The organism is Dactylosporangium sp. NBC_01737 (genome assembly GCF_035963215.1).
Taxonomy (GTDB): domain Bacteria; phylum Actinomycetota; class Actinomycetes; order Mycobacteriales; family Micromonosporaceae; genus Dactylosporangium.
In genome coordinates this window covers 2,632,904-2,657,789 of record NZ_CP109153.1, presented here as the reverse complement: position 1 = coordinate 2,657,789, position 24,886 = coordinate 2,632,904, and the positions used below count along the sequence as shown (strand labels likewise).

Below are 24,886 nucleotides of genomic sequence, written 5' to 3'. Positions count from 1 at the left end.
ACAGCGACACGACAAACGATGGAGGCGAAGTCGATCGCATCCATCGCATGGCAGTCACTACGTCAGACGCAATGCGACCCCCGCAAGGTTGCAGCAAACTGCGAACCTCCCACATCTCGGGAACTGTCACAGGTGCGTGCGACACTGGTTGCCGTGCCCGAAGGTCCACTGATCGTCCAGTCCGACAAGACCCTGCTGCTTGAGGTCGACCATCCCGACGCGCTTGCGTGCCGGATGGCGATCGCGCCGTTCGCCGAGCTCGAGCGCTCGCCGGAGCACGTGCACACCTATCGCCTGACGCCGCTCGGCCTGTGGAATGCGCGCGCTGCCGGGCATGACGCGGAGGGGGTGGTCGACGCGCTGCTGCGGTTCTCCCGTTATCCGGTGCCGCACGCGCTGCTCGTCGACATCGCCGAGACGATGGATCGCTATGGGCGGCTCCAGCTGCTCAACGACCCCGTGCACGGGCTGGTCCTGCGCGGGCTGGACCGTGCGGTGCTGGTCGAGGTCGCGAAGAGCAAGAAGCTCGCCGGCATGCTCGGCGCCAACATCGACGCCGACACCCTCATCGTGCACGCGTCCGAGCGTGGGCGGCTCAAGCAGGCGCTGCTCAAGCTGGGCTGGCCGGCGGAGGACCTCGCCGGTTACGTCGACGGCGAGGCGCACCAGATCGACCTCGCCGAGGACGGCTGGGTCCTGCGCTCCTATCAGCGCGAGGCGGTCGACTCGTTCTGGGCGGGCGGCTCCGGGGTCGTCGTGCTGCCCTGCGGCGCCGGCAAGACGCTCGTCGGCGCGGCGGCGATGGCGGAGGCCAAGGCGACCACCCTGATCCTGGTCACCAACACGGTCGCCGGCCGGCAGTGGAAGCGCGAGCTGATCGCCCGGACCAGCCTGACCGAGGAGGAGATCGGCGAATACTCCGGCGAGCGCAAGGAGATCCGGCCGGTCACGATCGCGACGTACCAGGTGCTGACGACCCGCCGCGGCGGCGTGTTCCCGCACCTGGACCTGTTCGGCGCCCGCGACTGGGGGCTCATCGTCTATGACGAGGTCCACCTGCTGCCCGCCCCGATCTTCCGGTTCACCGCCGACCTGCAGGCCAGGCGCCGGCTCGGCCTGACCGCGACGCTGGTCCGTGAAGACGGCCGGGAGGGCGACGTGTTCTCGCTGATCGGCCCGAAGCGCTACGACGCGCCGTGGAAGGACATCGAGGCGCAGGGCTGGATCGCACCCGCCGAGTGCGTCGAGGTCCGCGTCACGCTGACCGACGCGGAGCGGATGGCGTATGCGGTCGCCGAGCCCGAGGAGCGCTACCGGGTCGCCGCGACCGCCCGCACGAAGCTGCCCGTGGTCCAGGCCCTGGTCGAGCGGCACAAGGACGATCAGATCCTGGTCATCGGCGGCTACATCGACCAGCTGCACCAGCTCGGCGAGTTCCTGGACGCGCCGATCGTGCAGGGCGCGACCACCAACAAGGAGCGCGAGCGCCTCTTCGACGCGTTCCGCACCGGCGAGCTCAAGACCCTCGTGATCTCCCGCGTCGGCAACTTCTCGATCGACCTGCCCGAGGCCGCCGTGGCGATCCAGGTGTCGGGCAGCTTCGGCTCCCGCCAGGAGGAGGCCCAGCGCCTCGGCCGCGTCCTGCGCCCGAAGGCCGACAAGCGCCAGGCCCACTTCTACACGGTCGTCGCCCGCGACACGATCGACACCGAGTATGCCGCCCATCGACAGCGGTTCCTGGCTGAGCAGGGCTACGCGTACACCATCACCGACGCCGACGACGTCCTCGCCCCGTAACTGCAGACCGCGGCTCCAGGCAAAGATCTCCGCCCGGAGCCACGGTCCTGCACGGGAGGCTCGCCAAGTGGTGGTGACGGACGGCAAATGCCCCGAACCCGCGACCACCGGCACGAACACTCCGGCGGAAGGGCCGCCGGACACCGTGCTGCCGTGATCAACACCGCGCACCGGTCGCCCGACGACCACGGGGCGACTTCGATCTGTGCAGGGTTGTGTCAATCGGTGGTTCCCGTGGGGTGGCGTCTCCGGATCGCTGACTGGACCGGGGAGGACCACGCCCCAGGCGGCGATCTCCACCCGGCCGCTTGATCGAAGGACGCCCGTGGTCGCCGGGGTGGCCACTGCTGTCCTTTGATCACGCCCGCAAGATCGTCTGCCGCCACCTCGCCGCTGCGCCGGGATCGGAAGATCCAATTCTCCCGCGGAGCTGTCGGGCCGGGGTACGTCAGGGGCCGTCGGCGACCACGGAGAGGGCCTCGTCGAGCAGGATGAGGATGTCGGCGTCGCCGCGGGCGGTCACCCAGGTCATGGCGGCGTTGATGATGGCGCCGACGCAGGCGCCGACGAAGGCCTGGACGCGGAAGTCGTCGGCGGGGCGGCCGAGGCGTTCGGCGAGCGGGGCGGCCAGGACGTCGATCGCGGAGAGCATGCTGTCCAGCGAGCGCATGCGCAGCGCGGGGACGGAGAACGCCAGCCGCGCCCGTTGCAGCACCTGCTCCGCCTCGTCGGGGACGATCTGCGCGAACGAGCCGACGATCGCGAGCCGCATCGTCTCGATCGGGGTCAGCTCCGGCGGGGCGGTGCGGATCGCGGCGACCATCACGTCGTCATACCGGTCCTGCGTGACGACGTCTTCCTTGGTTTTGAAGTACCGGAAGAACGTGCTCGGTGAGATCTCCGCGGCCTCGGCGATCTGCTCGACCGTCGTCGCGTCGTAGCCCTGTGCAGTGAAGAGCCGCAGGGCGTGCGCCTGGATCGCCCAGCGGGTCTTCTGCTTCTTGCGTTCACGCAACCCCGGTGAGCTCATCCTTCGATTCTCCCGCACCGCCGGCCGGGTCCGCACCGTGAGCTGGGCCGGCGGCAGCGGCGGGCAGGAAGACCGCGGTCAGGGCGGCACCGATGAGCGCGAAGGCGGCGCAGACGAGCAGCACGGCGCTCATCGCGTCGACGAAGGCGCCCCGCGCGGCCAGGGCCAGCGCGGGCGAGGCAACGTCCGCGGCGACGGAGCGCAGGCCGGGTGAGGCAGCCGTGTACACGGCCGAGGCGAGGCTGCCGAGCAGGGCGACACCGAGCGCGCCGGCGACCTGGCGCAGGGTCATGGTGACGGCGGTGCCGGCGCCGGCCTCGTCGCGGGGCAGTTCGCCGAGGACCGCGTCCGTGGCCGGGGCGAGGGCGAGGCCGATGCCCAGGCCGGTGACGGCGAGCCAGGTGGCCACGAACCCGTAGCCGGTGCCGTGCCGCAGGCTCCAGACGCCGAGAAGCAGGCCGCAGGCGCCGATGAGCAGGCCGGCGGCGACGGGTACCCGGGTGGTCAGTAGATGCCCGAGCCGTTCGCCGAGTGGGGCGCCGACGAACAGGCCGCCGATCAGGGGCAGCAGGCGCAGGCCGACGCCGAGGGCGGTGTGGCCGAGGACGGACTGCAGGAACTGGGGGAGGATGAACAGCAGGCCGAAGAGGGCGAACGAGGCAACGGTGCCGGCCGCCGTACCCCAGGCGAAACGCGGACGGCGGAACAGTCGCAGATCGATCATGGGTGCTGCCCGGCGCCGCTCGACGAGCACGAAGGCGACCAGGAGGGCGGCGCCGAGGCCGAGCGTGGCGAGCACGAGGGCGTCGGTCCAGCCACGGGACGGGGCTTCGATCGTGCCGTACACGAGCAGCACCAGACCGGCGGTGGACAGGACGCCGCCCGGGATGTCGGCGGGGCGGGGCGACGCCGCGCGCGACTCGGGGATCAGGAGCGTGACGGCGACGATCGCGACCAGGGCGACCGGGACGTTGATCAGGAAGATCGAGCCCCACCAGAAGTGTTCGAGCAGGTAGCCGCCGATGATCGGGCCGAGCGGGAGGCCGAGGCCCATGCCCATCGTGGTGACGGCGATCGCCTTGCCGCGTTCGTGCGGCTCGAAGAGCACGGGCAGGACGGCGAGGGTGATCGGGGTGAGGATCGCCGCGCCGATGCCCATGACCGCGCGGGCGGCGATGACCTGACCGGCGGTCGACGCGAACACGGCGACGGCCGAGGCGCCCGCGAACAGCGCAAGGCCGATGAGCAGGAGTTTGCGGCGGCCGTACCGGTCACCGAGCGCCCCCATCGGCAGCAGCAGGCCGGCGAACACGAGGACGTAGGCGTCGACGAGCCACTGCAGTTCGCCCGTGCCGGCGTGCAGGTCCGTGGCGAGCGTGGGCAGGGCGACGTTGAGGATCGTGGTGTCGAAGCCGATCGTGAGGATGCTCAGGACGATCGCCACGAGCGCCCACCAGCGGCGCGGGCTTGAAGTGACAGCAACCATGATTTGAGAGTAACTCTCACTTGGTAGTAACTGTCAAACAAAAAAGCCCCCGCCGGGATCGGCGGGGGCTTCTCAGAAAATCTCAGGACGCCTGCAGCTCCTTGGACAGCAGCTCGGCGATCTGCGCGGTGTTCAGCGCCGCGCCCTTGCGCAGGTTGTCGCCCGTGACGAACAGGTCCAGGGCGCGCGGGTCGTCGATCGAGCGCCGGATGCGGCCGACCCACGCCGGGTCGGTGCCGACCGCGTCGATCGGCATCGGGAACTCGCCGGCGGCGGGGTCGTCGACCAGGATCACGCCCGGCGCGTGCCGCAGCACCTCGCGAGCGCCCTCGGCGTCGACCTCCACGCCGAAGACCGCGTGCACGGCGACCGAGTGGCCGGTGACGACCGGGACGCGCACGCAGGTCGCGGAGACCTTCATGTCGGGCAGGCCAAGGATCTTGCGCGACTCGTTGCGCATCTTGAGCTCCTCCGACGACCAGCCGCCGTCGCGCAGGGAGCCCGCCCACGGGACCACGTTGAGGGCGAGCGGCGCGGGGAACGGGCCGAGGTCGTCGCCGACGGCCTGGCGTACGTTGCCCGAGCGGGAGCCGAGGCTCCGGTCGCCGCTGACCCGCTCCAGTTGGCCGAGCAGGGTGTCGACGCCGTCCTTGCCGGCACCGGAGACGGCCTGGTACGACGCCAGCACCAGCTCCTTGAGCCCGTACTCACGATGCAGCGGCGCGAGGGCCACGATCATCGTCAGCGTGGTGCAGTTGGCGTTGGCGATGATGCCCTTGGGCCGGTTGCGCGACTGCTCCGGGTTGATCTCCGGGACGACCAGCGGGACGTCCGGGTCCATCCGGAACGCGCCGGAGTTGTCGACGGCGATCGCGCCGCGGGACACCGCGATCGGGGCCCACTCGGCGGACACCTCGTCCGGAACGTCGAACATCGCCACGTCGACGCCGTCGAACACCTCGGCGGCGAGCTCGTGCACGATGAGCTCCTCGCCCCGCACGACCAGGGTGCGGCCGGCGGAGCGTTTGGAGGCGACGAGGCGGATCTCCCCCCACATGTTCTTGCGGGAGGAGAGCAGCTCACACATGACTGTGCCGACGGCGCCGGTAGCACCGACGACGGCCAACGTTGGTAACGCGCCCATAACGAGCGAACCTACCGTCCGGTCCCCGCATAAACCACGGCTTCCTCGGTCCCACCGAGTTCGAAGGCGTCGTGAATGGCACGGACGGCGACGTCAAGGTCGGTGTCGCGGCACACGACGGACACCCGGATCTCCGAGGTGGAGATCATCTCGATGTTGACGCCGGCCTCGGCGAGCGCGGCGAAGAGCTTGGCCGCGACGCCGGGGTTGGAGCGCATGCCGGCGCCGATGAGTGAGACCTTGCCGATGTGGTCGTCGAACAGGATGTCGCGGAAGTCGACGGTCGCCTTGACCCTCTCGAGCGCCGCCTTCGCGGTGGCGCCGTCGGTCTTCGGCAGCGTGAACGAGATGTCCGTGCGGCCGGTGCCCTCGGTCGACACGTTCTGCACGATCATGTCGATGTTCGTCTCCGCGGCGGCGACCGTCTGGAAGATCCGCGCGGCGACACCGGGCTGGTCGGGCACGCCGACAATGGTGATCTTCGCTTCGCTGCGGTCGTGTGCGACGCCGGTGATGAGCGCTTGCTCCACAGAAAGGTCCTCTATCGATCCGGTGACCATGGTGCCGTTGGCGGTTGAGTACGACGAGCGCACATGGATCGGCAACGAGAACCGCCGCGCATACTCGACGCTGCGCAGGTGCAGCACCTTCGCGCCGCAGGCGGCCAGCTCGAGCATCTCCTCGTACGTGATCTGCTTGATGTGCCGGGCGTTCTTCGCGACCCGCGGGTCGGCGGTGAAGATCCCGTCGACGTCGGTGTAGATCTCGCACACGTCAGAGTGCAGCGCCGCCGCGAGCGCGACCGCCGTGGTGTCCGAGCCGCCCCGGCCGAGGGTGGTGATGTCCTTGGTGTCCTGCGACACACCCTGGAAGCCGGCGACGATCGCGATCGCACCCTCGTCCAGTGCGCCGCGCAGGCGACCCGGCGTCACGTCGATGATCCGGGCCCGGCCGTGCGTCGAGGTGGTGATGACGCCTGCCTGGCTGCCGGTGTACGACCTTGCCTCGTATCCGAGATTGTTGATGGCCATCGCCAGCAGCGCCATGGAGATGCGCTCGCCGGCGGTGAGCAACATGTCCAGCTCGCGGCCGGCCGGGACCGGGCTGACCTGCGATGCGAGGTCGAGGAGCTCATCGGTCGTGTCGCCCATGGCCGAGACGACCACGACGACCTCGTTGCCGGCCTTCCGCGTGTCGACGATCCGCTCGGCGACGCGCTTGATGCGCTCGGCGTTGGCGACGGACGACCCGCCGTACTTCTGCACGATCAGCGCCACGCCGTCGAGCTCCTTTCCACCCGTACGGGCGATGTTGACGCAGCCGAGCGTACCGGCGCCGGGTACCCGTCGGGAGTGGCGTTCCCACGATCCGGCCGTCCGACAGGCGAGAATACGCACGTGCGCTCACGTCGGGGCCGGGTAACCGCGATCACTGTGACCACCGGCACGGCGCTCGCCGTGGTCACCGGGCTGCTGCTGACGGCCTGTGGCGGGGACCCGCCGACGGACCCGGCGTCGGCCCCGGCGACCGGTGCGCCCGCGCAGCCCGACCCCCGCGGCATGCTCGCCGCCCGGGTCGCGGTCGCCAAGGACCAGCGGTACATCGCCGCGTACACCCTCGTCGTGCAGGGCAAGTCGCCCCGGTCGGTGCTGGTCACCGTCGCCACCGACCGCACGTGGCGGGTCGACATCCAGGGCGGCGCGCTCGGCGGTACCGCCGACGTCGCGATCGCCAACCGGCCCGAGGGCGTCTACCAGTGCCCGATCAACCCCTCCAGCGGGTGCGTCAGGGTCGCCGCCACCAACAAGAAGCTGCCCGTCGCGATCGACCCGCGGCTGCAGTACGTCTTCATCGCCTGGCTCGACGTGCTCCTGGACCGGCAGGTGCCCCTGGCGGTGGCCCCCGCCCAGCCCCTGGCCGGCACGTCGGCGCCGTGCTTCGCGGTCGAGCCGGGCGTCACCGCGGTCCAGCCGCCGATCGACGCCGGGGTGTTCTGCTACAACGACCGCGGCATCCTCGTCGCCGCGAAGATCCCGCTGGGGCAGCTCACCCTCACGGGGGAACCCGCGCCGGCGCCCGAGACGATCTCGCTGCCCGGCCCTGTGGTCGCGGGCGCTCCGCTGGGCACGTCGTCGCCGCCGCCCCCTCCGCCGTCGCCCAAGACCTCGCTCACAGCCTCGGTTTCGCCGTCGCGGTGAGTGGTAGGCTGTCGCTCGACATGTGGCAGACGGTTCTTCTTCTTCGTCGCCGCGACGAGGCCCGACAGGCCGGCACCTCGTCGCGGGGTTGAGTCGCGTCTGCGCGCTCCTGCCGGTCGACCTTCTTCGGCCACCTTTCCCAGGAGCAGCAGACCATGTCAGAAATCGCGAACCAGACCGCCAGCCGGATGCCCGTCGAGCGCTACCGGCCTTTCAGTGAACAGTTTCCGGTCCCGCTGACCGACCGCCAATGGCCCTCCCGCGAGGTCACCGTGGCGCCCCGCTGGTGCGCGGTCGACCTGCGCGACGGCAACCAGGCACTGATCGACCCGATGTCCGTGGAGCGCAAGCGCCGCATGTTCGGCCTGCTGGTGCGCATGGGCTACAAGGAGATCGAGGTAGGTTTCCCGGCCGCCTCGCAGACCGACTTCGACTTCGTGCGGACCCTGATCGAGCAGGACCTGATCCCGGACGACGTCACCATCCAGGTCCTGACGCAGTGCCGCGACACCCTGATCGAGCGCACGTTCGAGTCCCTGCGCGGCGCGAAGCGGGCCATCGTGCACTTCTACAACTCGACCTCCACGCTGCAGCGGCGGGTCGTGTTCGGCCTGGACAAGGCCGGGATCACCGACATCGCAACGAGCGCGGCGCGGCTGTGCCAGAAGTACGCCGAGGCGATCACGCCCGACACCGAGATCTACTACCAGTACTCGCCAGAGTCGTACACCGGGACCGAGCTGGACTACGCGCTGGAGATCTGCAGCGCCGTCATCGAGGTCCTGCAGCCGACGCCCGACCGGCCGCTGATCATCAACCTGCCGGCGACGGTGGAGATGGCGACCCCCAACGTCTACGCGGACTCCATCGAGTGGATGTCGCGCAACCTGCCGCGGCGCCAGTCAGTCGTGCTGTCCCTGCACCCGCACAACGACCGCGGCACCGCCGTCGCCGCCGCCGAGCTGGGCCTGATGGCCGGCGCCGACCGGATCGAGGGCTGCCTGTTCGGCAACGGCGAGCGCACCGGCAACGTCGACCTGGTGACGCTGGGGCTGAATCTGTTCTCCCAGGGCGTCGACCCGCAGATCGACTTCTCCGACATCGACGAGGTGAAGCGCACCGTCGAGTACTGCAACCAGCTGCCCGTGCACGAGCGCCACCCGTACGCCGGCGACCTGGTCTACACGGCGTTCTCCGGCTCCCACCAGGACGCGATCAAGAAGGGCTTCGACGCGTTGCAGCGCGACGCCGCGGCCGCCGGGGTCGACATCGACCGCTACACGTGGGGCGTGCCCTACCTGCCGATCGACCCCAAGGACGTCGGCCGCTCCTACGAGGCGGTCATCCGGGTCAACTCGCAGTCCGGCAAGGGCGGCGTCGCGTACGTGATGAAGTCCGAGCACCACCTCGACCTGCCGCGTCGCCTGCAGATCGAGTTCTCCGGCGTCGTGCAGCGGCACACCGACGACGAGGGCGGCGAGGTCAGCCCGCAGGCGATGTGGGACTTCTTCTCCGCGGAGTACTTCTCCGACCGCCGGTTCATGCTGCAGGGATATGAGGCCTCGACGGTCGACGGCAAGGTCACGCTGACCGCGGACGTCGCGGTCGACGGCGTGGTCCGCTCGGTCTCCGCGACCGGCAACGGCCCGATCGACGCGTTCGTCCACGCGCTGGGCGACTTCGGCGTCGACGTGCGGGTCCTGGACTACGCCGAGCACGCTCTCACCGCCGGTGAGAGCGCGCAGGCCGCGGCGTATGTCGAGTGCTCCGTCGACGGTCAGACCTTCTGGGGCGTCGGCATCGACGCCAACATCGTGACCGCATCGTTGCGTGCCGTGCTGAGCGCCGCAAACCGCAGCTGATCGTGGTTGGAACGGGCCGGTCCTTCTGGGCCGGCCCGTTCTCTGCTATGTGGGTCCTGCCCAGATTTTCGTTCGCATGCAACAGATCCTGCCGGGCGCGGTGTCCCGCCCGACAGGGACTGCGGTCCCGTCATCCTGGGGTCTGTCCCCCGGTTCGTGTCGGGAATCGCACTGTGGCGCAGCGCGCGCGGCGTGCCTCGATGCCGCACAGTGGTGGCGTGCGCCCCTCCAACGGTAAAGCCGTCATCCTCGCCCTCGCGCTCGCCACGGTGCTCACCGGCGCCGCGAGCTGCGAGGTCTCCTCCACACCGGGCGCGGCAGCGCCCAGCTCGACCTCCACGGCCGGCAGCGGTGGTGCCACCACCGGCGCGAGCAAGCCGGCCGCGGGCAACCCGGCCGCTGCGACCGCGGCCCTCGAGCAGCTCACCGTCGCTGCGAGCGGGTCGATGGCCGGCTACAGCCGCGAGAAGTTCACCCACTGGATCGGCCAGGGTGACGGCTGCGACACCCGCGACGTCGTGCTCAAGCGTGACGGCAAGGACGTCAAGGCCGACGCCGAGTGCAAGATCCTGTCCGGTGCGTGGTACAGCCCGTACGACGACAAGAACCTCACCGACCCCAAGGCCCTCGACATCGACCACATGGTGCCGCTCGCGGCCGGCTGGCGTTCCGGTGCCAGCAAGTGGACCGATGAGCAGCGCAAACAGTTCGCCAACGACCTGACGCGACCGCAGCTGTTCGCGGTCAGCCTCCAGTCGAACCGGTCCAAGGGTGACCAGGACCCGTCGACGTGGAAGCCGCCGAACAAGGCCTACTGGTGCACATATGCGCAAAACTGGGTAACGGTGAAGAGCTTCTACAAGCTGACCGTCACCACCGCCGAGAAGTCGGCGCTGACGGACATGCTGGCGACCTGCAAGTAGGTAGTTCCATCCGTATCGACGTGTGACTGAAGGGCGGCCGAGATGGCAGACGCAGCACCGGTGCCGGGAGCGGCACCGGCTACTACGGAGGCACCGGCCGCCCCTGCTGCACCTTCGGCTCCGGCGGCTCCGGTCGCTGGAGCTGTGGCGGCGGGTGCTGTGGCGGCGGGTCCGGCCGCTGGGACCGGCCCGGCGGCGGCGACCGCTGCTGCTGCGGCGGCTCCCGCGGCTTCGGCTCCCGATCCTGGCGCTTCTGCGCCGGCCACTCCTGCGCCGGCCACTCCTGCGCCGGCCGCTCCGCCGGCCGCTCCTGCGCCGGCCGCTCCTGCGCCGGCCGCTCCTGCGCCGGCCGCTCCTGCCGCGGCCGGTGCCGGGCCTGCGGTGCCCGCACCGCCGACGACCGACATCATGGCAGGCCCCGGCGGGGTGATGACCGACGAGGTCGGCGTCGTCACCGGCGAGCTGACCCTGCGCTCCGAGGTCGACGCCACCGGCGCCGCGCTCGTGCGGGTCCAGTACAAGGACGCCGAGGAGTGGTACGTGGTGACCGGCACCCGAACCCACCTCCGCGACCCCGCCGACATCGCCGCCGTGCACGCCGTGGCCGTCGGCATCCTGAACCGCCCCGAAGGCTAGACCGACCGGCGCCCCTCGAACGCGCGGCCGAGCGTGATCTCGTCCGCGTATTCGAGGTCGCCGCCGACCGGCAGCCCGCTGGCGAGGCGGGTCACATTGAGCCCCATCGGCTTGACCAGCAGCGCCAGGTACGTCGCGGTGGCCTCGCCCTCAGTGTTGGGGTCGGTCGCGAGAATCAGCTCCTTGCAGGTGCCGTCCGCGAGCCGCATCATCAGCTCGCGGACCTTCAGGTTGTCCGGCCCCACGCCCTCCAGCGGGTTGATCGCCCCGCCGAGCACGTGATACCTCCCCCGGAACTCACCGGTCCGCTCGATCGCGACGACGTCCTTGGGCTCCTCGACGACGCAGTACACCTCGTCGCTGCGGCGCGGGTCACGGCAGATCCGGCACAGCTCCTCCTCCGCCACGTTGAAGCAGCGCGTGCAGAACCGCACGAGCTCCTTCACCCGTGTCAGCGCGTGCGCGAGCCGCTTCACGTCCGACGGGTCGGACGCGAGCACGTGGAACGCGATCCGCTGCGCGCTCTTCGGACCGACGCCGGGCAGCCTGCCCAGCTCGTCGATCAGGTCCTGGATGGCACCTTCGTACATCTGCGGTGGCTAGAATCCGGGCAGCCCGAGGCCGCCGCCCAACCCGCCCAGACCCGCCGTCAGCGGTCCCATCTTCTCCTCCGTCAGATCCTTCGCGGCCTTCGCGGCGTTGTGCAGCGCGGCGACCACGAGATCCTCGAGGGTCTCCACGTCATCCGGGTCGACCGCCTTCGGGTCGATCTTGATGCTGACGACCTCACCGGACCCGCGCACGACCGCCGTGACGAGACCACCACCGGCGGTGCCGGTCAGCTCGGCCTCGGCCAACTCGGCCTGCGCGGCGACCATCTGCTGCTGCATCTTCTGCGCCTGCTTCATCATCTGCTGCAGGTTGGGCTGTCCACCGGGGCGCACGGTCTGCTCCTCTTCGATCCTCGGGCAATGCTCAGCTGCTCTTACCTGACTCGCCTAGCTGTATACCCCAGCCGGCGTTGCTGCGTTCTGGGTTGGTGCTCCCGCTTCTGGGTTGGTGCTCCGCTCGAACCGCCTCCGTCGTGCGCGAATCCACGTTTCTTGCTCAGGTGGTGCGTGCGGCGCGGGTGTCGCTCGGTCGTGCGTGTGGCGTGGTATCGCTCGGTGGTGCGTGCGGCGCGGGGTGTCGCTCGGTCGTGCGCGGTTCGCGCTCCTCGCCCGGTCGGGTGCAGGTCGCCCTGCCCGCCTGGCCCTGCCCGACTCGCGGGCCGGCCCGGCGGTCTCAGCTCGTGGTCTCGCCGATCTTCTCCGCGCCGAGCGCCTCACTGAGCAACCGCAACGCCGCTTCTTCGCTCGACTCGCGCACCGAGTTGGCATCGTCGAGCAGCTCATCCCCCGGGTCCAACCCCGGAAACCGCGGATCGGCGACGGGCCCGTCGTAGTCCGGATCGAACGGCGGCTCCTCCGCCCCCGAACCCTCCCACACCGACTCGGCCGCCGGCGCGGGCGCTGCGCCCCCTCGCCGCGGCGCGTTCGCCGCCCGGCTCGCCGCCTCCCGGGCCTGCTCGATCGCGCTGCGCGGCCGGGCACCGTTCTGCGGCTTGGCGCCCCCTTGCGTGCGTGCGCCGTTGGAGGACTGACCACCGCCGTGCGCGGGCGCACCGCCGCCGTTCGGAGACTGGCCCGGCCCGCTCTGTGTGCCGGCACCGTTGAACGACTGCCCCGCACCCTGCTGCCTGGTCACCACCTGCGTCGGCCCACCCGGAGCCGAACCACCGGGAGTCGCAATGGCCGGCCACTCGCTCACCTGTGTGCCACCCGCGTGCGTCGGGCCGCCGGCACTCCCCTGCCCGGCCAGACCACGCGGATCCGCCAACGCCCCACCGGACGGCGTGCGAACCACCCCACCCGGCACCGCCGTCGCCGGCCAGCCATCGACCTGCGTCACACCACCCGGCACAGCCGGCGTCGGCCACCCACCACCCTGCCCGCCACTGACCTGAACACTCTGCCCACCGCCGCCGCCCGGCAGCCCACCACCCGCCGGCCCACCGCTCTGCTGAACACTGCCTTGCTGAGCACCGCTCGGATGAACACCGCTCGGATGAGCGCCGCCGGAATGAACACCCTGTCCACCACCCGGCACCCCACCGCCCGCCTGAACACCCTGCCCACCGCCAGGCAGCCCACCGTCCGGCTGAGCGCCACTCAGCGACCCACCGCCCGATTGACCGCCTGCATAGCCCGCCGACGCTCCCTGAACCGCCTGCGCCGCGGAACCGCCCGGAACCGCGGTCGCGGGCCAGCCGCCCTGGGAACCAACCGCACCGGGAACAGCAACCGGCGTCGGCCAGCCGTCCCCACTCGACGCCGGCGCACCTGCCATGGCGGGCCGCGCCGACGCCATGCTCGTGTCCGCCGCCCGCGCGTCGACCGTCACGGGATCGCCCGCGGGTCGCGCCGGCGTCGGCCACGCCTCGGCGGCCTGCTGCGGCACCGCCGCGCCGCCGCCGCGAGGACCGCCGTCGGTGGGCACCGGCGGACCACCCGGCCCGGACTGCGGCGTCGGGCGTGGCGGGCTCGGACGGCTGCCGCCTCCGCCTCCGCCGCCCCCGCCGCCGGGCTGCCCGCCGACCTCGCACCTGACCTGCCACTTGCCCCCGAGCAGCTCGCTCAGCGCGGCGACGAGCACGTCAGGCGAGGCGTTGAGCATGTTGGCGTGGGCCGTGTGCTTGAACCCGAGCACCAGCGTGGTGCCCTCGACGTCCTGCACGGTCGCCTCGCGGACGATCGCCGCCGCCTTCTTCGACTTCCCGCTCACCAGCGACAGCACGTCGGCCCACACCCGCCGGACCGCGCCGGCGTCGAGCGCGCCGACCCCACCGCCCCCCTGCCCGCCCTGTGGCGGCTGCGGCGGAACCGGCTGTGCCTGAGCGGCCGGCTCCTGCGCGGCCGGCGCCACCTGCGGCGCAACGGCAGGCTCGGGAGCCTGAACGGGCGGCGGGGAAGGCTGAACAGGCGCGGGGGCCTCAGGAGCAGGCGTGGACGGCGCAGCAGCCTGCGCGGGAGGCAGGGAGCGCTCCCCGCCACCATCCCCCGCCGCCGGGCCGAGACCGACCGCCGGAGCAGGAACGGGACCGCCCGCGAGCACGCGCCGCTCCATGCGCTCCAGCCGCTGCAGCAGCGCATTGCTGGCGTCGTCGGCCCCCGGCAGCAGCATGCGGGCCGTGATCAGCTCCAGCAGCAGCCGCGGCGCGGTGGTCCCGCGCATCTCGGTCAGCCCGTTGTGCACGATGTCGGCGAACCGCGACAGCGTCGCCTGCCCGAGCTGGGTCGCCTGGGCGCCCATCCGCTCGAGCTGGTCGTGCGGCGCGTCCAGCAGCCCCTTGGCGACCGCGTCGGGGACCTGCTGCAGGACGATGAGGTCGCGGAGCCGCTCGAGCAGGTCGGAGGCGAACCGCCGCGGGTCGTGTCCCGCCTCGACGACCCGGTCGATGACGCCATAGGCGCCCCGCCCGTCGTCGGCGGCGAGCGAGTCGCACATCTCGTCGATCAGGGCGACGTCGGTGACACCGAGCAGGGCCACGGCCCGCTGATAGGTGACGCCGTCGGGACCGGCGCCCGAGATCAGCTGGTCGAGGACGGAGAGCGAGTCCCGGGCGCTGCCGGCGCCGGCCCGCACGACGAGCGGGAACACCGCCGGCTCGACCGTGACGCCCTCGGACGCGGTCAGCTGCTCCAGATACGGCCGCAGCACCCCCGGCGGGATCAGCCGGAACGGATAGTGATGGGTGCGGGACTTGATCGTCCCGAGCACCTTCTCGGGCTCCGTGGTCGCGAAGACGAACTTCACGTATTCCGGGGGCTCCTCGACGAGCTTGAGCAGCGCGTTGAACCCCGCCGACGAGACCATGTGCGCCTCGTCGATGACGTAGACCTTGAACCGGCTGGAGACCGGCGCGAAGAACGCCCGCTCCCGCAGGTCACGCGCGTCGTCGACACCGCCGTGGCTGGCGGCGTCGATCTCGATCACGTCGATCGACCCGGAGCCGTCGGGCGCGAGCGCGCGACACGAGTCGCACTCGCCGCACGGGTCGGGCGTCGGACCCTTCTCGCAGTTGAGCGAGCGGGCGAGGATGCGCGCGCTGCTGGTCTTGCCGCAGCCACGCGGTCCGGAGAAGAGGTAGGCATGGTTGAGCCGCCCCGAGCGCAGCGCCTGCGACAGCGGCTCTGTGACGTGCTCCTGCCCGATCACCTCGGCGAACGTGCGAGGCCGGTACTTGCGGTACAACGCGAGCGCCACCAGCGGTCCTCCGTTCGCGTCATCGGCTCGGTGTGGCGGGCCGGGACCACGGTACCTCCAGCCACCGACAAAACGGCCGACCGGAGCCCGGACATGAAGGCGCCACCCGTGCACCCGTCAGAGCTCACTTATCCTTGCTGCCTTCCGGCCCTGGGGAGGTTCGTAAGATGACGCCGCACGAGTGGCTTGCAGACAACAATACCCGGTGGCGCGCGGCGGTCGAGGCATGGGTATCCTGGCGCACGGAGGATTCGCCTAGAGGCCTAGGGCGCACGCTTGGAAAGCGTGTTGGGATAAAACCCTCACGAGTTCGAATCTCGTATCCTCCGCCAGCCTGACCAGGCAAAACGCCGGGAAGCCCGCCAGGGCCGCCCGGCGTTTGGCGTCTGGCTAGGAACTCAGCCGCTCCAGGTCGGCGAGGGTGAAGCGCAGGCCGGCGTCGTCGACCGGGGTCACAGTGCCCCCGTCATCCAGTCGGTACTGGCCCTGCGTCGGGTTGAGCAGTGAGGCCGGAGCATCGTCGTACACCTCGATGAACACCAGATAGTGAGCCTTCGGCTGCAGACTGACACTGCCGGCCTCGATGTGGGTCGTGCCCTTGTGGCGGCCACCGCCCTGCTTGATCTCCAGCGGCGACGGCGCGCGGCCCTTGAAGGTGCGCCCGACGGTGGCGTCGAACACTGTGTGAACGTTGGGCACCGTTTCCGTGGCCCCGCGCACCTCGGCGGACGGGCCCAAGCGCACCTCGGCGACGACATCGGCCGCGGCGAACAGCTCGGCCAAGGTCTGGTACTGCGGATAGTCCGCCTGATACCGGACGGTTTCGGCCTTCATGTCGGGTCTGCGATCGCAGCCGGCGAGCGCGAGCAGCAGGACGGCGACCAGTGCGAGCCTCATGCGCCTTGGACCTCCGGCGGGCCGATCCGGTTCCGCCATGGCCGCTCCGAGCGCTCAATCTGCCATATGGCTGAATGTGACCTAGCGCATAGTGACGCCGCATGGGACGATGAGGCATGGCCAAACCGGCTTTGGAGGCGTTGAAACACAACAGCACCCGGCGGCCACCGGGTGCTGTTTGTGATCGCTTCCACCTCTACGACTACGCGGAGGGTCAGCGGTGATACCCACAGCAATCCTTGCGCATCGAGAACCCCTCCGCAAGACCGAGAGGGGAAAGGAGATGCGCACCTTCTATCGGAGTCCGGACATCATGGTCACCAGCGACCATGTGGCCGTCCTCCGGCCAAGTCCCGCCCGGTTCCGGATGACCGAGCTGCGCGGCGCGTACATCGTCCGGCATGGATCTGCGTCGATCCGGCCCCTGCTGGAGATCAGAGCGCGCTACGGCAGTAGCGACGTCCGCCTCTTCAGCACCACGGACGCCCGCACCTTCGGCCAGGTCCGCAGAGCGTTGATCAGAGCACTGGAGCAGTGCAAACCAGCACGTAGTTAGGCCCCGAAAGACCGCGCGCGAGCATACGCCTCGCGCGCGGTCATCCCGGGTTCATCGAGATGATGCAAAAATGCAACTTGCAATATTGCACCTTGCCGGGTAGCTGGTCGTTACCATCCCGTGGGCGACAACCCGCGCGCCCGTTTTGTATGCGTCCTCCCATGAGGCTGACGCGCGGTGCAGCACGCGCTTGTTACGGTTTTCGGCGTTGACCGCGTGCACCCATGATCACGCGCGTAAGGTCTGGAAGTGGCTAGCTGCCTGCGAGGTTGCAGGTAGACATATGTCCCTTGGAGGGGCTGGACGTCATGGCATCGGGTGACACGCCTGCTGTGGCCCGCCGCACGGTTCGCTTGGCGATCCGTGACGCGCGGGTGGCAAAAGGTCTCACCCAATCGAATGTCGCCGATGCGATGGAGTGGTCACTCTCCAAGGTGATGCGCATTGAAAGCGGCGAGGTCACTATATCCCAGAACGACCTGCGGCCACTCCTGGTACATCTTGGAATCCGCGACAAAGCCCGGGTGGACGAACTCATCCAGGCGGCAAAGGCGTCGAAACAACGGCGCCAGTGGTGGGACCAGGCGAAGTTCGCGGGCATGCTCACTCCCTCGATGAAACAATGGTTCAGTTACGAAGTCGAAGCCACCACGATGCTCATTTACTGCGCCGTGAGCTTCCCAGGCTTCCTGCAGACCCCGGACTACGCGCACCTGGTGCTGAGCTTCTTCGACGACGAACTGAACCCCGAGGCCATCGCCGCCCGCATGGAGACCCGCGCGCTGCGGCGAAAGGCCCTCGAAGCACGCGGCAGCCGCCCCGACGCACGAGTGATCCTCGACGAGTCGGTGCTCCTACGGACGCAGGGACGCCCGGACGTCCTGGGAGCGCAATTGTCATTGGTCCATGACGTGATCAAAGAAGGCTGGCTTGCAGTGCGCGTCGCGTCCTTCGAGCAACCCAATCCCGGTATCGGCAACTGGGAAATCTTCTACCTTGGCGCGGAAGACGTCGGCGAAGGCGTCCTGTATCGGGAGAACTCGACCAAGGACGAGATCGTGGATGACCAGATGGGCCTGCAACGACACGTTGCCCAATGGGAAAAGATCTGGCATGCCGCATATGACGAAGAACGCTCGACGGAAATGATCGAGGCTCGTGCCAATGAGCTCCTCGGCATTCATAGATCTCGGGGCTGAGACTCCGGGGAAAATCGTGCCCTCAATCCTGAGGCACGGCCTGGTGCTTTTCAAAAGGGAAGGAGTATAGTGCAGCTAAGTGCGGCGCCATTGGCATGGCGCAAGAGCAAAGCGTGTGCGAATCAGGCATGCGTTGAGGTCGCCGAGCAACCCGATACATTCTTCGTTCGTGACTCGAAGAATTCCACGGGCTCGGTGCTGACCTTTAACCGGGCAGACTGGGGTAGTTTCATCGCCGGCATCAGGACCGACGCCCTAGACCCCCGTTGACATAACAGAGCTTCACGGTTGAGCGCTATGGTGCGGGTGCACCTAGCGCTCAACTGCATTTAGCCCGCCTTCGCCGCTGCGCAACGCAGCGATGAACGAAGACCAGCCGGCACGGTCAAATGCCAGCCTGGCACCGTCAGGATCCGTCGAGTCGCGGATCAGAAACAGTGTCTCGTCCCGGGCGACCTCGACACACGCCGCGTTTGCACACGACCGGCTCTTGCACCAGATCAACTCAGCCACAGGGCCCTCCTCACCTTGGACCTGGCATCCAGGATACGGACGGCCGCGAGCGGCACCACTGGGATTTATCCATTTGCACGACTTTGGCATATGTGAATGCCTCATTCATGTGCAAACCGGGGTGAAAAGGCGATGGTTGTGCCGCCTGCGTTATGCACTTCGCAGGCGGCACAACCCCTCAGGCCGCTAGAGGACCTGGTTGAGCTTCCGGAACGCCTCGTCGTAACCGGCCAGGTCGCGCCGGTCCATACTGCGTGAACGAGCCTCGAACGCCCGCATGAGGGCCCGCTTCACCTGGCCGAACATGAGCATGTCCGAGGAACTGAACAAGGTCACCTTCACGCCCAGGTGGTGACCCACCAGGTGCAGTGTCCGGGGCGTGAGGGCGCGTGACGTCGAACCAACCATCGGCGGCGCGGCGAGCGCGGCGAAGGCGAAAAGGTACTCGCCGGCCGAATCGATCACCGGCCATGCGATGAGCACTCCGAACACGGCCAGGACTCCGACCACCATCAAAACGATCCGAGCCGGGTGGATCGAGCCGCGGACGACGTGCACCCCCTGCACCTCGTCCAGCACGAAAACCCGGGGTTCCGGCGACCACAGGGCGAAGATCTCCTCCGTGATCATCAGGTCGGTACTTCGGTAATACACCGTCGCTGACATTGCTCCCCCTCCATGTCGGGCAAGTCATCGCGGTCGTCCGTGCTGTAGGGCGGTCCTGCGGGTCCCCATCCGCGGGCGAACCACCACACAGTCAGAGTCGGCTGTCGATCCGCACCCGGCCCCCACCGGATACTTGAGCGGTTGAGACTCTGGCCGTCCATCCGCTCCACCAGTATGGATGAGGTGGGTCACAGATCGCCAGGCCACAACCTGCCATATCGCAGATTGACGTACTACGACTGGCCGCACCGCAACTGGACGGGCACGTCCGGTCGCCCCCAGCAACCGGACGACCGACCCCGGACGTGCGGATTCAGCCGCGCCGACGACGAACGCCCGGCACCGTCCACGAGGACGGCACCGGGCGTTCAGGCCGGCCAATGGCCGTACCCCCGCGAAAAACGCCTACGGGAGCAGCCACCGCCGCCACAGCTGGAAGATCGAGACGTGCCGCGACCTCCGGTCGAACCTCGTCGACCACTGGTGCGTCACACACGCGTCGCCCGCGCCGAACGTCAGTCCGTCCACCCGGGCGGAGGCACCCGGGCTGCCCTTGCCCAGATTCATGCCGTACGCCAGGACCGTCGCGTCCGGATACGCCGCGAGGATGGCCGCCCACGCCGTCGGGAACGCCTGCGTGGCACCGTTGGCCACCAGCGGCAGGGCGCGGGTGCTCCACCACTTCGCCTGGCCGCCGCGCAGCGCGTCCCAGGTCTGCCACCGGTCCGCCACGATGCTGCGGCCGTCCTGGTACGGCTCGTACACCAGCGTCGTGAAGTCGCCCGCCTGCAGCGTGCCGCCGTTGATGTCGATCGGCAGCTGGTAGGACCACAGTGCGACGCTGCCCGGGTTGAGCTGCAGCGTGCGGTAGGACAACTTCCCGATCCGCGCCACCTTGGTGGTCCTGACCGGCTCCTCCAGGTAGAGCGCCTTCGCGCCGGCGTCCGGCAGGGTCGCCTCGACCCCCTCCTTGCCGACCTTGACCACCGCGGTCGACGGCGCATTGGTGGTGCTGGGCGCCTCACCGTTCGACGTGGTGACGATGGCCTCGGTCGTGCCGTGCTTGACGACCTTGCACGGCGCCACTCCGGGCAGCCGGTGCGCCTCCAGCGGCTGATGCGCGGCCTGCGCGCCGACCCCCGCAACACCGACGACGCTGATCCCCACCAGCCCCGCCACGACGAGCCTGCGTCGAATGCTCATGGACCGTCCTTCCCCCGTCGAGACCGAACCGACTAAAACAGTCAATTCGGATATTCAGGGTCAACGACTCGGCCACTCAACAGACGCGGCAACGGCGGAATCGAGGCGGCCGGGCGAAGGCAAGCGACCACGGGGAGGCGAGCATCCGGGACCGCGACCGGCCCGGCGGCGACTGAAACGACGAACGCCCGGTCATCGTCCGTGGGACGAGCCGGGCGTTCGTGCTGGCCGAGGGCGGTGGCGCGGGGATTCGAACCCCGGGAAGGCTTGCACCTTCACACGCTTTCGAGGCGTGCTCCTTAGGCCACTCGGACACGCCACCGCCGAGAAGGCTACCGGATGCCCGGCCGCGTCCGCGCGGGGGATCACCGTTTGGCAGGATCGTGGCCATGAGCACGCACATCGGCGCTGAGCCGGGCGACATCGCTGAACTTGTCCTGATGCCGGGAGACCCGCTGCGGGCCAAGTGGATCGCTGAGACGTTCCTGGAGGATGCCCGCTGCTACTCGACGGTGCGGAACATGTTCGGGTTCACGGGGACGTTCGAAGGGACCAGGGTCAGCGTTCAGGGGTCGGGGATGGGGATGCCGTCGGCCAGCATCTATGCGCATGAGCTGATCAACGAATACGGGGTGAAGTCGCTCATCCGGGTGGGGAGTTGCGGGGCGCTGGTCGAGTCGCTCAAGTTGCGCGACGTGGTGGCGGCGATCGGGTCGAGCACGGATTCGAACATGAACCGGGCCAGGTTCGACGGGCTGATCGACTACGCGCCGGTGGCGGACTTCGGGTTGCTGCGGGCCGCGGTCGACGTGGCCGCCGCGAGAGGCATCGAGATGCGGGTCGGGCCGATCCTGGCCGCTGACGCGTTCTACACGGATCGGCCCGACCTGTATGACCGGCTCGCCGCCTACGGCGTCCTGGCCGTGGAGATGGAGTCGGCGGCGTTGTACACGATCGCGGCCCGCTACGGGGCGAAGGCGTTGACGCTGCTGACGGTCAGCGACCACCTCAAGACCGGGGAGCGGATGTCCACCGAGGAGCGGGAGCAGACGTTCAGCCAGATGGTGGAGATCGCCCTGAAGGCGATTACGAGCTGAGCGCCACGGTCGGAGAGAGCCGGGCGGCCCTGACAGCGGGGTACAGCCCGGCCAGCCCGCCGATCAGCAGCGTCGCGAGCAGCCCGCCGCCGAGCACCCACAACGGCACCACGGCGGGCCAGGAGCGCAGCGCGGAGTAGACAACCGTCACCAGGAAGCCCAGGACAGCGCCGGCGACGCCGCCCAAGAGCGACAGCAGCAGCGACTCGGCCAGGAACTGCAGCCGGATCTGGCCGCGGCGGGCGCCCAGGGCGCGGCGCAGGCCGATCTCGGCGCGGCGCTCCAGCACCGAGATAACCATGGTGTTGGCGACGCCGACGCCGCCGACGAGGAGGGCGACCGCGCCGAGGCCGAGCAGCAGGCCGGTGAACGCCTCGTCGAAGGCGGCGCGGGCCGCGAGGGCGTCGGAGGGCCGGGAGACCTGGACCTCGTTCGGGGCCTCCGGGTTGGCGGTGGCGGCGAGGACCCCCGCGACCGCGGTGACGGCGTCCGGGCGGGCGCGGGTGTAGATGGTGGTCGGGTAGCCGTCGAAGTCGAGCACGTCCGTCGCCGCGGACCAGGTGATGAGGGCGGCCGAGTCGAGCTCGGGTGCCAGGGGTGCCGGCGCCAGGATCCCGGTGACGGTGAACCAGTGCCCGCCGAGCCATACCAGCAGGCCGGGGGTGACGCCCAGCAGGGAGGCGGCTCGCGAGCCGAGGACCACGGCGGGCACCGGCCCGGTGCCCAGCCACGAGCCCGTCGCGACGGTGCCGGCCACCGTGGACAGCAGCGTCGGCGACGCGGCAAGGACGGCGATGCCGCCGGTCTCCGTCGCGGGGACGCGGTCGGTGCGGTACACCCGGGCCGAGGCGACGCGGCCGGTCGAGGACACCGAGGTCACCGGGCCGATCCGGGCCACCATCGCCGGCGCGGAGGAAGGCAGGTGCGACGCGTCGCCGAAGAACGACTTGCCGGGCCCGACGGACAGCAGGTTGGTGCCCAGTGCGGACAGCTGCCGGTCGACCTGTGCACGGCTGGACGTGGAGATGCCCACGACGGCGACCATGGCGGCGATCCCGATCGCGATGCCCAGGGCCGACAGGACGACCCGCAGCGGCCGCGTGCGCAGGCCGGCGCCGCCCACCCGGACGACGTCCAGGAACGACAGTCTCATGCGATTCTCCCGTCGCGCATCTGGACGCGGCGGGGCAGGGCCGCGGCGATGTCCCGGTCGTGCGTGATGACGACCACGGTGGTGCCGTCCGCGTGCAGGTCCCGCAGCAGCGACAGGACCGCCGCGCCGGCGGCGGTGTCGAGGTTGCCGGTCGGTTCGTCGGCGAGCAGCAGCGAGGGCTCGCCGACGACGGCGCGGGCGACGGCGACGCGTTGCCGTTCGCCGCCGGAGAGCTGGTGCGGCCGGTGCGTGACGCGGTGGCCGAGCCCGACCCGTTCGAGGGCCCGCAGTGCCCGGCGCCGCCGCGCGGCCAGCGGGACCCCTGCGTACAGCAGGCCGTCGGCGACGTTGTCCAGGGCGCTGACCCCGGCCGCAAGGTGGAACTGCTGGAAGACGAACCCGATCGTCTGTGCGCGCAGGCGGGAGAGCCCGTCGTCGTCGAGCGCGTCCACGTCGAGGCCGGCGATCTCGACGGTGCCGCTGGTGGCGCGGTCGAGCGTGCCGATGAGGTTGAGCATCGTCGACTTGCCGGAGCCGGAGGGGCCGACGATCGCGAGCATCTCGCCGGCCTGGACCGACAGTGACACTCCGTCGAGTGCCATCACTGCGCCGGTGTACGACTTGCGCACGTCCCGAAGCTCGATCATGCGGCGGTCCCGACCGTGAGTCCCTCGCGGATCTCCGGCCCGGAGACCTCGACCCGGCCCGCGGCGAAGAGGCCGGTCGTGACGGCGACGGTCCGCACGGTACCCCCGTCGACCAGTTGCAGCCCGTAGCCGCCCTCGGCGAGGGCCACGAGCGCCGACACGGGCACGATGAGCACGTCGTCGCGGCGGTCGGCGACGAGCGTGACGTCCACCGGCGCCGAGGAGTAGGCGCCGAGTTTCTCCTGGGACGCGAGGGTCACGGTCACGTCGACGGTGACGATCGACGGCGGGCCCGGCTGGACGGTCGCGACCGCGCCGATCGCGGCGATGGTGCCGGGCACGGTGGCGCCGTCGGGGAGCTTCACGGTCGCCTGGTCGCCGACGGTGGCGAGGTCCTGCCGGGTGACGTCGAGCTTGACGGTGACCTGCCGGGTCGGGCCGGTCCAGTCCAGGACGGGGGCGGTGGCGTTGTCGCCGAGGCGGCCCTTGACCGCGCCCACGCGGATCGCGGCGGGCGCCATGACGACCCGGCCGAGCTCGACGACGCCGCTCTCGGGCAGGCCGAGCTTCTCCTGCCAGTCCCGCACCGCCGACGCCGTCGAGGAGGTGTAGGAGTCGTCGACGGTGAATCCCCGGTACCCCAGCGCCGAGAGGTTGCGCTCGAACGCGGCCACGTCCGCGCCGGAGTCCCCCGCGCGCAGCGCGCGGAACAGCGGGGCTTCGGCGTACATGAGCAGCACCGGCAACCCGTCGACGCGATAGAGCGGCTGGCCCCGCTCGACGGTGCGCCCCTCGCCGGGCAGCCCGGTGATCATGCCGGGCAACCGGCCGACGACGGTGGTCGCGGCGCCGAAGTCCAGGGTCCCGTCGACGTCCTCGGTCTGCGTGAGGGTCCCCCGGGTGATCTTCGCGGTAGCCGGTGAGGCGGCGCTCGCGACGGGGGTCGCGTCGCGGTCCAGGAGCAGCCACCCGCTGGCGCCGGCGAGCAGCAGGACCGGCAGGGCGACCAGGAGGGCCCGCTTCATCGGCCCACCACGCCCTTGCACGCCTTCGCCGCGTCCTGGAAGGCGGGGCTGTTGACGTCGATCGTGCCGTTCTTGAGCAGCTCGGTGACGCCGGTGGCCGGGTCGGGGTCCGGCATGTCGACGCCGTGCTCGCGCATGCACTTGGCGAACGCGCGGGCCTGCTCGAGCTGCTCCGGGGAGAGGTTGCTCAGGGTGCCGCCGTTGGGCAGCAGCTGCTGGCAGGCGGACATCGCCTCGGTGGCCTTGCCGCGGTCGATGGTGCCGCTCATCTGCAGCTCGCCGTCGGGTCCGGGGTCGGGCACCTCGACGCCGTGCTCGCGCATGCACTTGGCGAAGCGCCGGTTGGCCTCGGCCTTGTCGGCTGACGGCGACGCGGACACGGTGGCGCCGCCGCCGGCGGTGGCGACCGAGGGGCCGGTGCTGGACGAGCAGGCGGCGGGCAGGAGCAGCAGCACCGCGGCCGCCGCCGTGAACAGGATGCGTTTCATGCCAGCATGAGACCCGCGCGGCGATAAGACGGGCATGAGCGGAACCGTTTATCCCGGGCTT

Annotated in this window: 25 protein-coding genes, 2 tRNA genes and 1 other RNA gene; 10 read left to right on the top strand and 18 right to left on the bottom strand. The window is 70.1% G+C overall.

Annotation, left to right across the window (positions count from 1 at the left end; translation table 11 throughout):
• Positions 1-153: 153 nt before the first annotated feature.
• Positions 154-1,797, top strand: coding sequence for a DNA repair helicase XPB (locus OHA72_RS11645; RefSeq protein WP_327007857.1), 1,644 nt, complete (start codon positions 154-156; stop codon positions 1,795-1,797).
• Between the two features lie 448 nt (positions 1,798-2,245).
• Here the strand turns inward: OHA72_RS11645 and OHA72_RS11640 are convergent, their stop codons facing one another.
• From OHA72_RS11640 to OHA72_RS11625, 4 genes are all read right to left on the bottom strand, one after another.
• On the bottom strand, positions 2,246-2,827 hold the full coding sequence (locus tag OHA72_RS11640; RefSeq protein ID WP_327007856.1) for an acyl-CoA-like ligand-binding transcription factor: 582 nt from the start codon (positions 2,825-2,827) through the stop codon (positions 2,246-2,248).
• Positions 2,805-4,313, bottom strand: a complete 1,509-nt coding sequence (locus OHA72_RS11635) for a DHA2 family efflux MFS transporter permease subunit (RefSeq protein WP_327007855.1) — start codon at positions 4,311-4,313, stop codon at positions 2,805-2,807. Before OHA72_RS11635 ends, OHA72_RS11640 begins: the two co-directional genes overlap by 23 nt.
• Before the next feature lie 82 nt (positions 4,314-4,395).
• Positions 4,396-5,457 (bottom strand): aspartate-semialdehyde dehydrogenase, encoded by a 1,062-nt coding sequence (locus OHA72_RS11630; RefSeq protein ID WP_327007854.1) that lies wholly within the window; start codon positions 5,455-5,457, stop codon positions 4,396-4,398.
• Positions 5,458-5,468: 11 nt separating this feature from the next.
• The gene (locus OHA72_RS11625; RefSeq protein WP_327007853.1) at positions 5,469-6,734 is read right to left on the bottom strand and encodes an aspartate kinase; all 1,266 of its coding nucleotides are present in this window, start codon (positions 6,732-6,734) and stop codon (positions 5,469-5,471) included.
• A 120-nt stretch (positions 6,735-6,854) separates the two neighbouring features.
• Between OHA72_RS11625 and OHA72_RS11620 the strand changes: the two genes are divergently transcribed.
• The 3 genes from OHA72_RS11620 to OHA72_RS11610 all read left to right on the top strand — a co-directional run bounded on the left by OHA72_RS11620 (position 6,855) and on the right by OHA72_RS11610 (position 10,440).
• The gene (locus OHA72_RS11620; RefSeq protein ID WP_327007852.1) at positions 6,855-7,655 is read left to right on the top strand and encodes a hypothetical protein; all 801 of its coding nucleotides are present in this window, start codon (positions 6,855-6,857) and stop codon (positions 7,653-7,655) included.
• Between the two features lie 155 nt (positions 7,656-7,810).
• A complete protein-coding gene (gene leuA, locus OHA72_RS11615) occupies positions 7,811-9,517 on the top strand; it encodes a 2-isopropylmalate synthase (RefSeq protein ID WP_327007851.1) in 1,707 nt (568 codons plus the stop codon).
• A 218-nt stretch (positions 9,518-9,735) separates the two neighbouring features.
• A complete protein-coding gene (locus OHA72_RS11610; RefSeq protein ID WP_327007850.1) occupies positions 9,736-10,440 on the top strand; it encodes an HNH endonuclease family protein in 705 nt (234 codons plus the stop codon).
• An 82-nt stretch (positions 10,441-10,522) separates the two neighbouring features.
• Here OHA72_RS11610 and OHA72_RS11605 read toward each other — a convergent pair whose 3' ends face one another.
• Positions 10,523-10,831 carry a hypothetical protein gene (locus tag OHA72_RS11605; RefSeq protein WP_327007849.1) on the bottom strand — a complete coding sequence of 103 codons (309 nt, stop codon included), beginning with the start codon at positions 10,829-10,831 and terminating at the stop codon, positions 10,523-10,525.
• A gap of 17 nt (positions 10,832-10,848) precedes the next feature.
• Here OHA72_RS11605 and OHA72_RS11600 point away from each other — a divergent pair, with 17 nt between their 5' ends.
• Positions 10,849-11,076: a hypothetical protein gene (locus OHA72_RS11600; RefSeq protein WP_442788565.1), complete on the top strand. Its 228-nt coding sequence runs from the start codon at positions 10,849-10,851 to the stop codon at positions 11,074-11,076.
• Here OHA72_RS11600 and recR read toward each other — a convergent pair.
• From recR to ffs, 4 genes are all read right to left on the bottom strand, one after another.
• Entirely contained in the window at positions 11,073-11,666 is a 594-nt protein-coding gene (recR, locus tag OHA72_RS11595) for a recombination mediator RecR (protein ID WP_327007848.1), read from the bottom strand. The two genes, OHA72_RS11600 and recR, sit on opposite strands and share 4 nt — an antisense overlap.
• Positions 11,667-11,675: 9 nt before the next feature.
• Positions 11,676-11,996, bottom strand: coding sequence for a YbaB/EbfC family nucleoid-associated protein (locus OHA72_RS11590; protein ID WP_327011534.1), 321 nt, complete (start codon positions 11,994-11,996; stop codon positions 11,676-11,678).
• A 364-nt stretch (positions 11,997-12,360) separates the two neighbouring features.
• Positions 12,361-15,381 (bottom strand): DNA polymerase III subunit gamma and tau, encoded by a 3,021-nt coding sequence (locus OHA72_RS11585; RefSeq protein ID WP_327007847.1) that lies wholly within the window; start codon positions 15,379-15,381, stop codon positions 12,361-12,363.
• Positions 15,382-15,476: 95 nt separating this feature from the next.
• Positions 15,477-15,570, bottom strand: an RNA gene (gene ffs, locus OHA72_RS11580) — signal recognition particle sRNA small type.
• A gap of 55 nt (positions 15,571-15,625) precedes the next feature.
• On the opposite strand from ffs, the gene OHA72_RS11575 reads away from it, so the two are divergent.
• Positions 15,626-15,713, top strand: a tRNA-Ser gene (locus OHA72_RS11575).
• 58 nt (positions 15,714-15,771) lie between these two features.
• Here the strand turns inward: OHA72_RS11575 and OHA72_RS11570 are convergent.
• Positions 15,772-16,278 (bottom strand): hypothetical protein, encoded by a 507-nt coding sequence (locus OHA72_RS11570; protein ID WP_327007846.1) that lies wholly within the window; start codon positions 16,276-16,278, stop codon positions 15,772-15,774.
• A 283-nt stretch (positions 16,279-16,561) separates the two neighbouring features.
• Here OHA72_RS11570 and OHA72_RS11565 point away from each other — a divergent pair, with 283 nt between their 5' ends.
• The 3 genes from OHA72_RS11565 to OHA72_RS11555 all read left to right on the top strand — a co-directional run bounded on the left by OHA72_RS11565 (position 16,562) and on the right by OHA72_RS11555 (position 18,303).
• Positions 16,562-16,834 (top strand): DUF6232 family protein, encoded by a 273-nt coding sequence (locus tag OHA72_RS11565; protein ID WP_327007845.1) that lies wholly within the window; start codon positions 16,562-16,564, stop codon positions 16,832-16,834.
• Positions 16,835-17,124: 290 nt separating this feature from the next.
• On the top strand, positions 17,125-18,033 hold the full coding sequence (locus OHA72_RS11560; protein ID WP_327007844.1) for a helix-turn-helix domain-containing protein: 909 nt from the start codon (positions 17,125-17,127) through the stop codon (positions 18,031-18,033).
• A gap of 69 nt (positions 18,034-18,102) precedes the next feature.
• Positions 18,103-18,303: a DUF397 domain-containing protein gene (locus tag OHA72_RS11555; protein WP_327007843.1), complete on the top strand. Its 201-nt coding sequence runs from the start codon at positions 18,103-18,105 to the stop codon at positions 18,301-18,303.
• 42 nt (positions 18,304-18,345) lie between these two features.
• On the opposite strand, the gene OHA72_RS11550 is transcribed toward OHA72_RS11555, so the two are convergent.
• The 4 genes from OHA72_RS11550 to OHA72_RS11535 form a co-directional block, all read right to left on the bottom strand.
• Positions 18,346-18,546, bottom strand: a complete 201-nt coding sequence (locus OHA72_RS11550) for a DUF397 domain-containing protein (protein WP_327007842.1) — start codon at positions 18,544-18,546, stop codon at positions 18,346-18,348.
• Positions 18,547-18,732: 186 nt separating this feature from the next.
• Entirely contained in the window at positions 18,733-19,125 is a 393-nt protein-coding gene (locus tag OHA72_RS11545; RefSeq protein WP_327007841.1) for a DUF6232 family protein, read from the bottom strand.
• 492 nt (positions 19,126-19,617) lie between these two features.
• The gene (locus OHA72_RS11540; RefSeq protein ID WP_327007840.1) at positions 19,618-20,415 is read right to left on the bottom strand and encodes a hypothetical protein; all 798 of its coding nucleotides are present in this window, start codon (positions 20,413-20,415) and stop codon (positions 19,618-19,620) included.
• Positions 20,416-20,650: 235 nt separating this feature from the next.
• Positions 20,651-20,737, bottom strand: a tRNA-Ser gene (locus tag OHA72_RS11535).
• Positions 20,738-20,804: 67 nt separating this feature from the next.
• Between OHA72_RS11535 and deoD the strand changes: the two genes are divergently transcribed.
• Positions 20,805-21,512: a purine-nucleoside phosphorylase gene (deoD, locus tag OHA72_RS11530; RefSeq protein ID WP_327007839.1), complete on the top strand. Its 708-nt coding sequence runs from the start codon at positions 20,805-20,807 to the stop codon at positions 21,510-21,512.
• Here the strand turns inward: deoD and OHA72_RS11525 are convergent.
• From OHA72_RS11525 to OHA72_RS11510, 4 genes are read right to left on the bottom strand one after another with little or no spacing between them, the layout of a single operon-like run.
• A complete protein-coding gene (locus tag OHA72_RS11525) occupies positions 21,502-22,665 on the bottom strand; it encodes an ABC transporter permease (RefSeq protein WP_327007838.1) in 1,164 nt (387 codons plus the stop codon). The genes deoD and OHA72_RS11525 overlap by 11 nt on opposite strands.
• The gene (locus tag OHA72_RS11520; RefSeq protein ID WP_327007837.1) at positions 22,662-23,312 is read right to left on the bottom strand and encodes an ABC transporter ATP-binding protein; all 651 of its coding nucleotides are present in this window, start codon (positions 23,310-23,312) and stop codon (positions 22,662-22,664) included. Before OHA72_RS11520 ends, OHA72_RS11525 begins: the two co-directional genes overlap by 4 nt.
• Positions 23,309-24,337: a peptidoglycan-binding protein gene (locus tag OHA72_RS11515; protein WP_327007836.1), complete on the bottom strand. Its 1,029-nt coding sequence runs from the start codon at positions 24,335-24,337 to the stop codon at positions 23,309-23,311. The genes OHA72_RS11520 and OHA72_RS11515 overlap by 4 nt, the downstream gene beginning before the upstream one ends.
• The gene (locus tag OHA72_RS11510; RefSeq protein WP_327007835.1) at positions 24,334-24,825 is read right to left on the bottom strand and encodes a hypothetical protein; all 492 of its coding nucleotides are present in this window, start codon (positions 24,823-24,825) and stop codon (positions 24,334-24,336) included. The genes OHA72_RS11515 and OHA72_RS11510 overlap by 4 nt, the downstream gene beginning before the upstream one ends.
• Positions 24,826-24,886 lie beyond the last annotated feature (61 nt).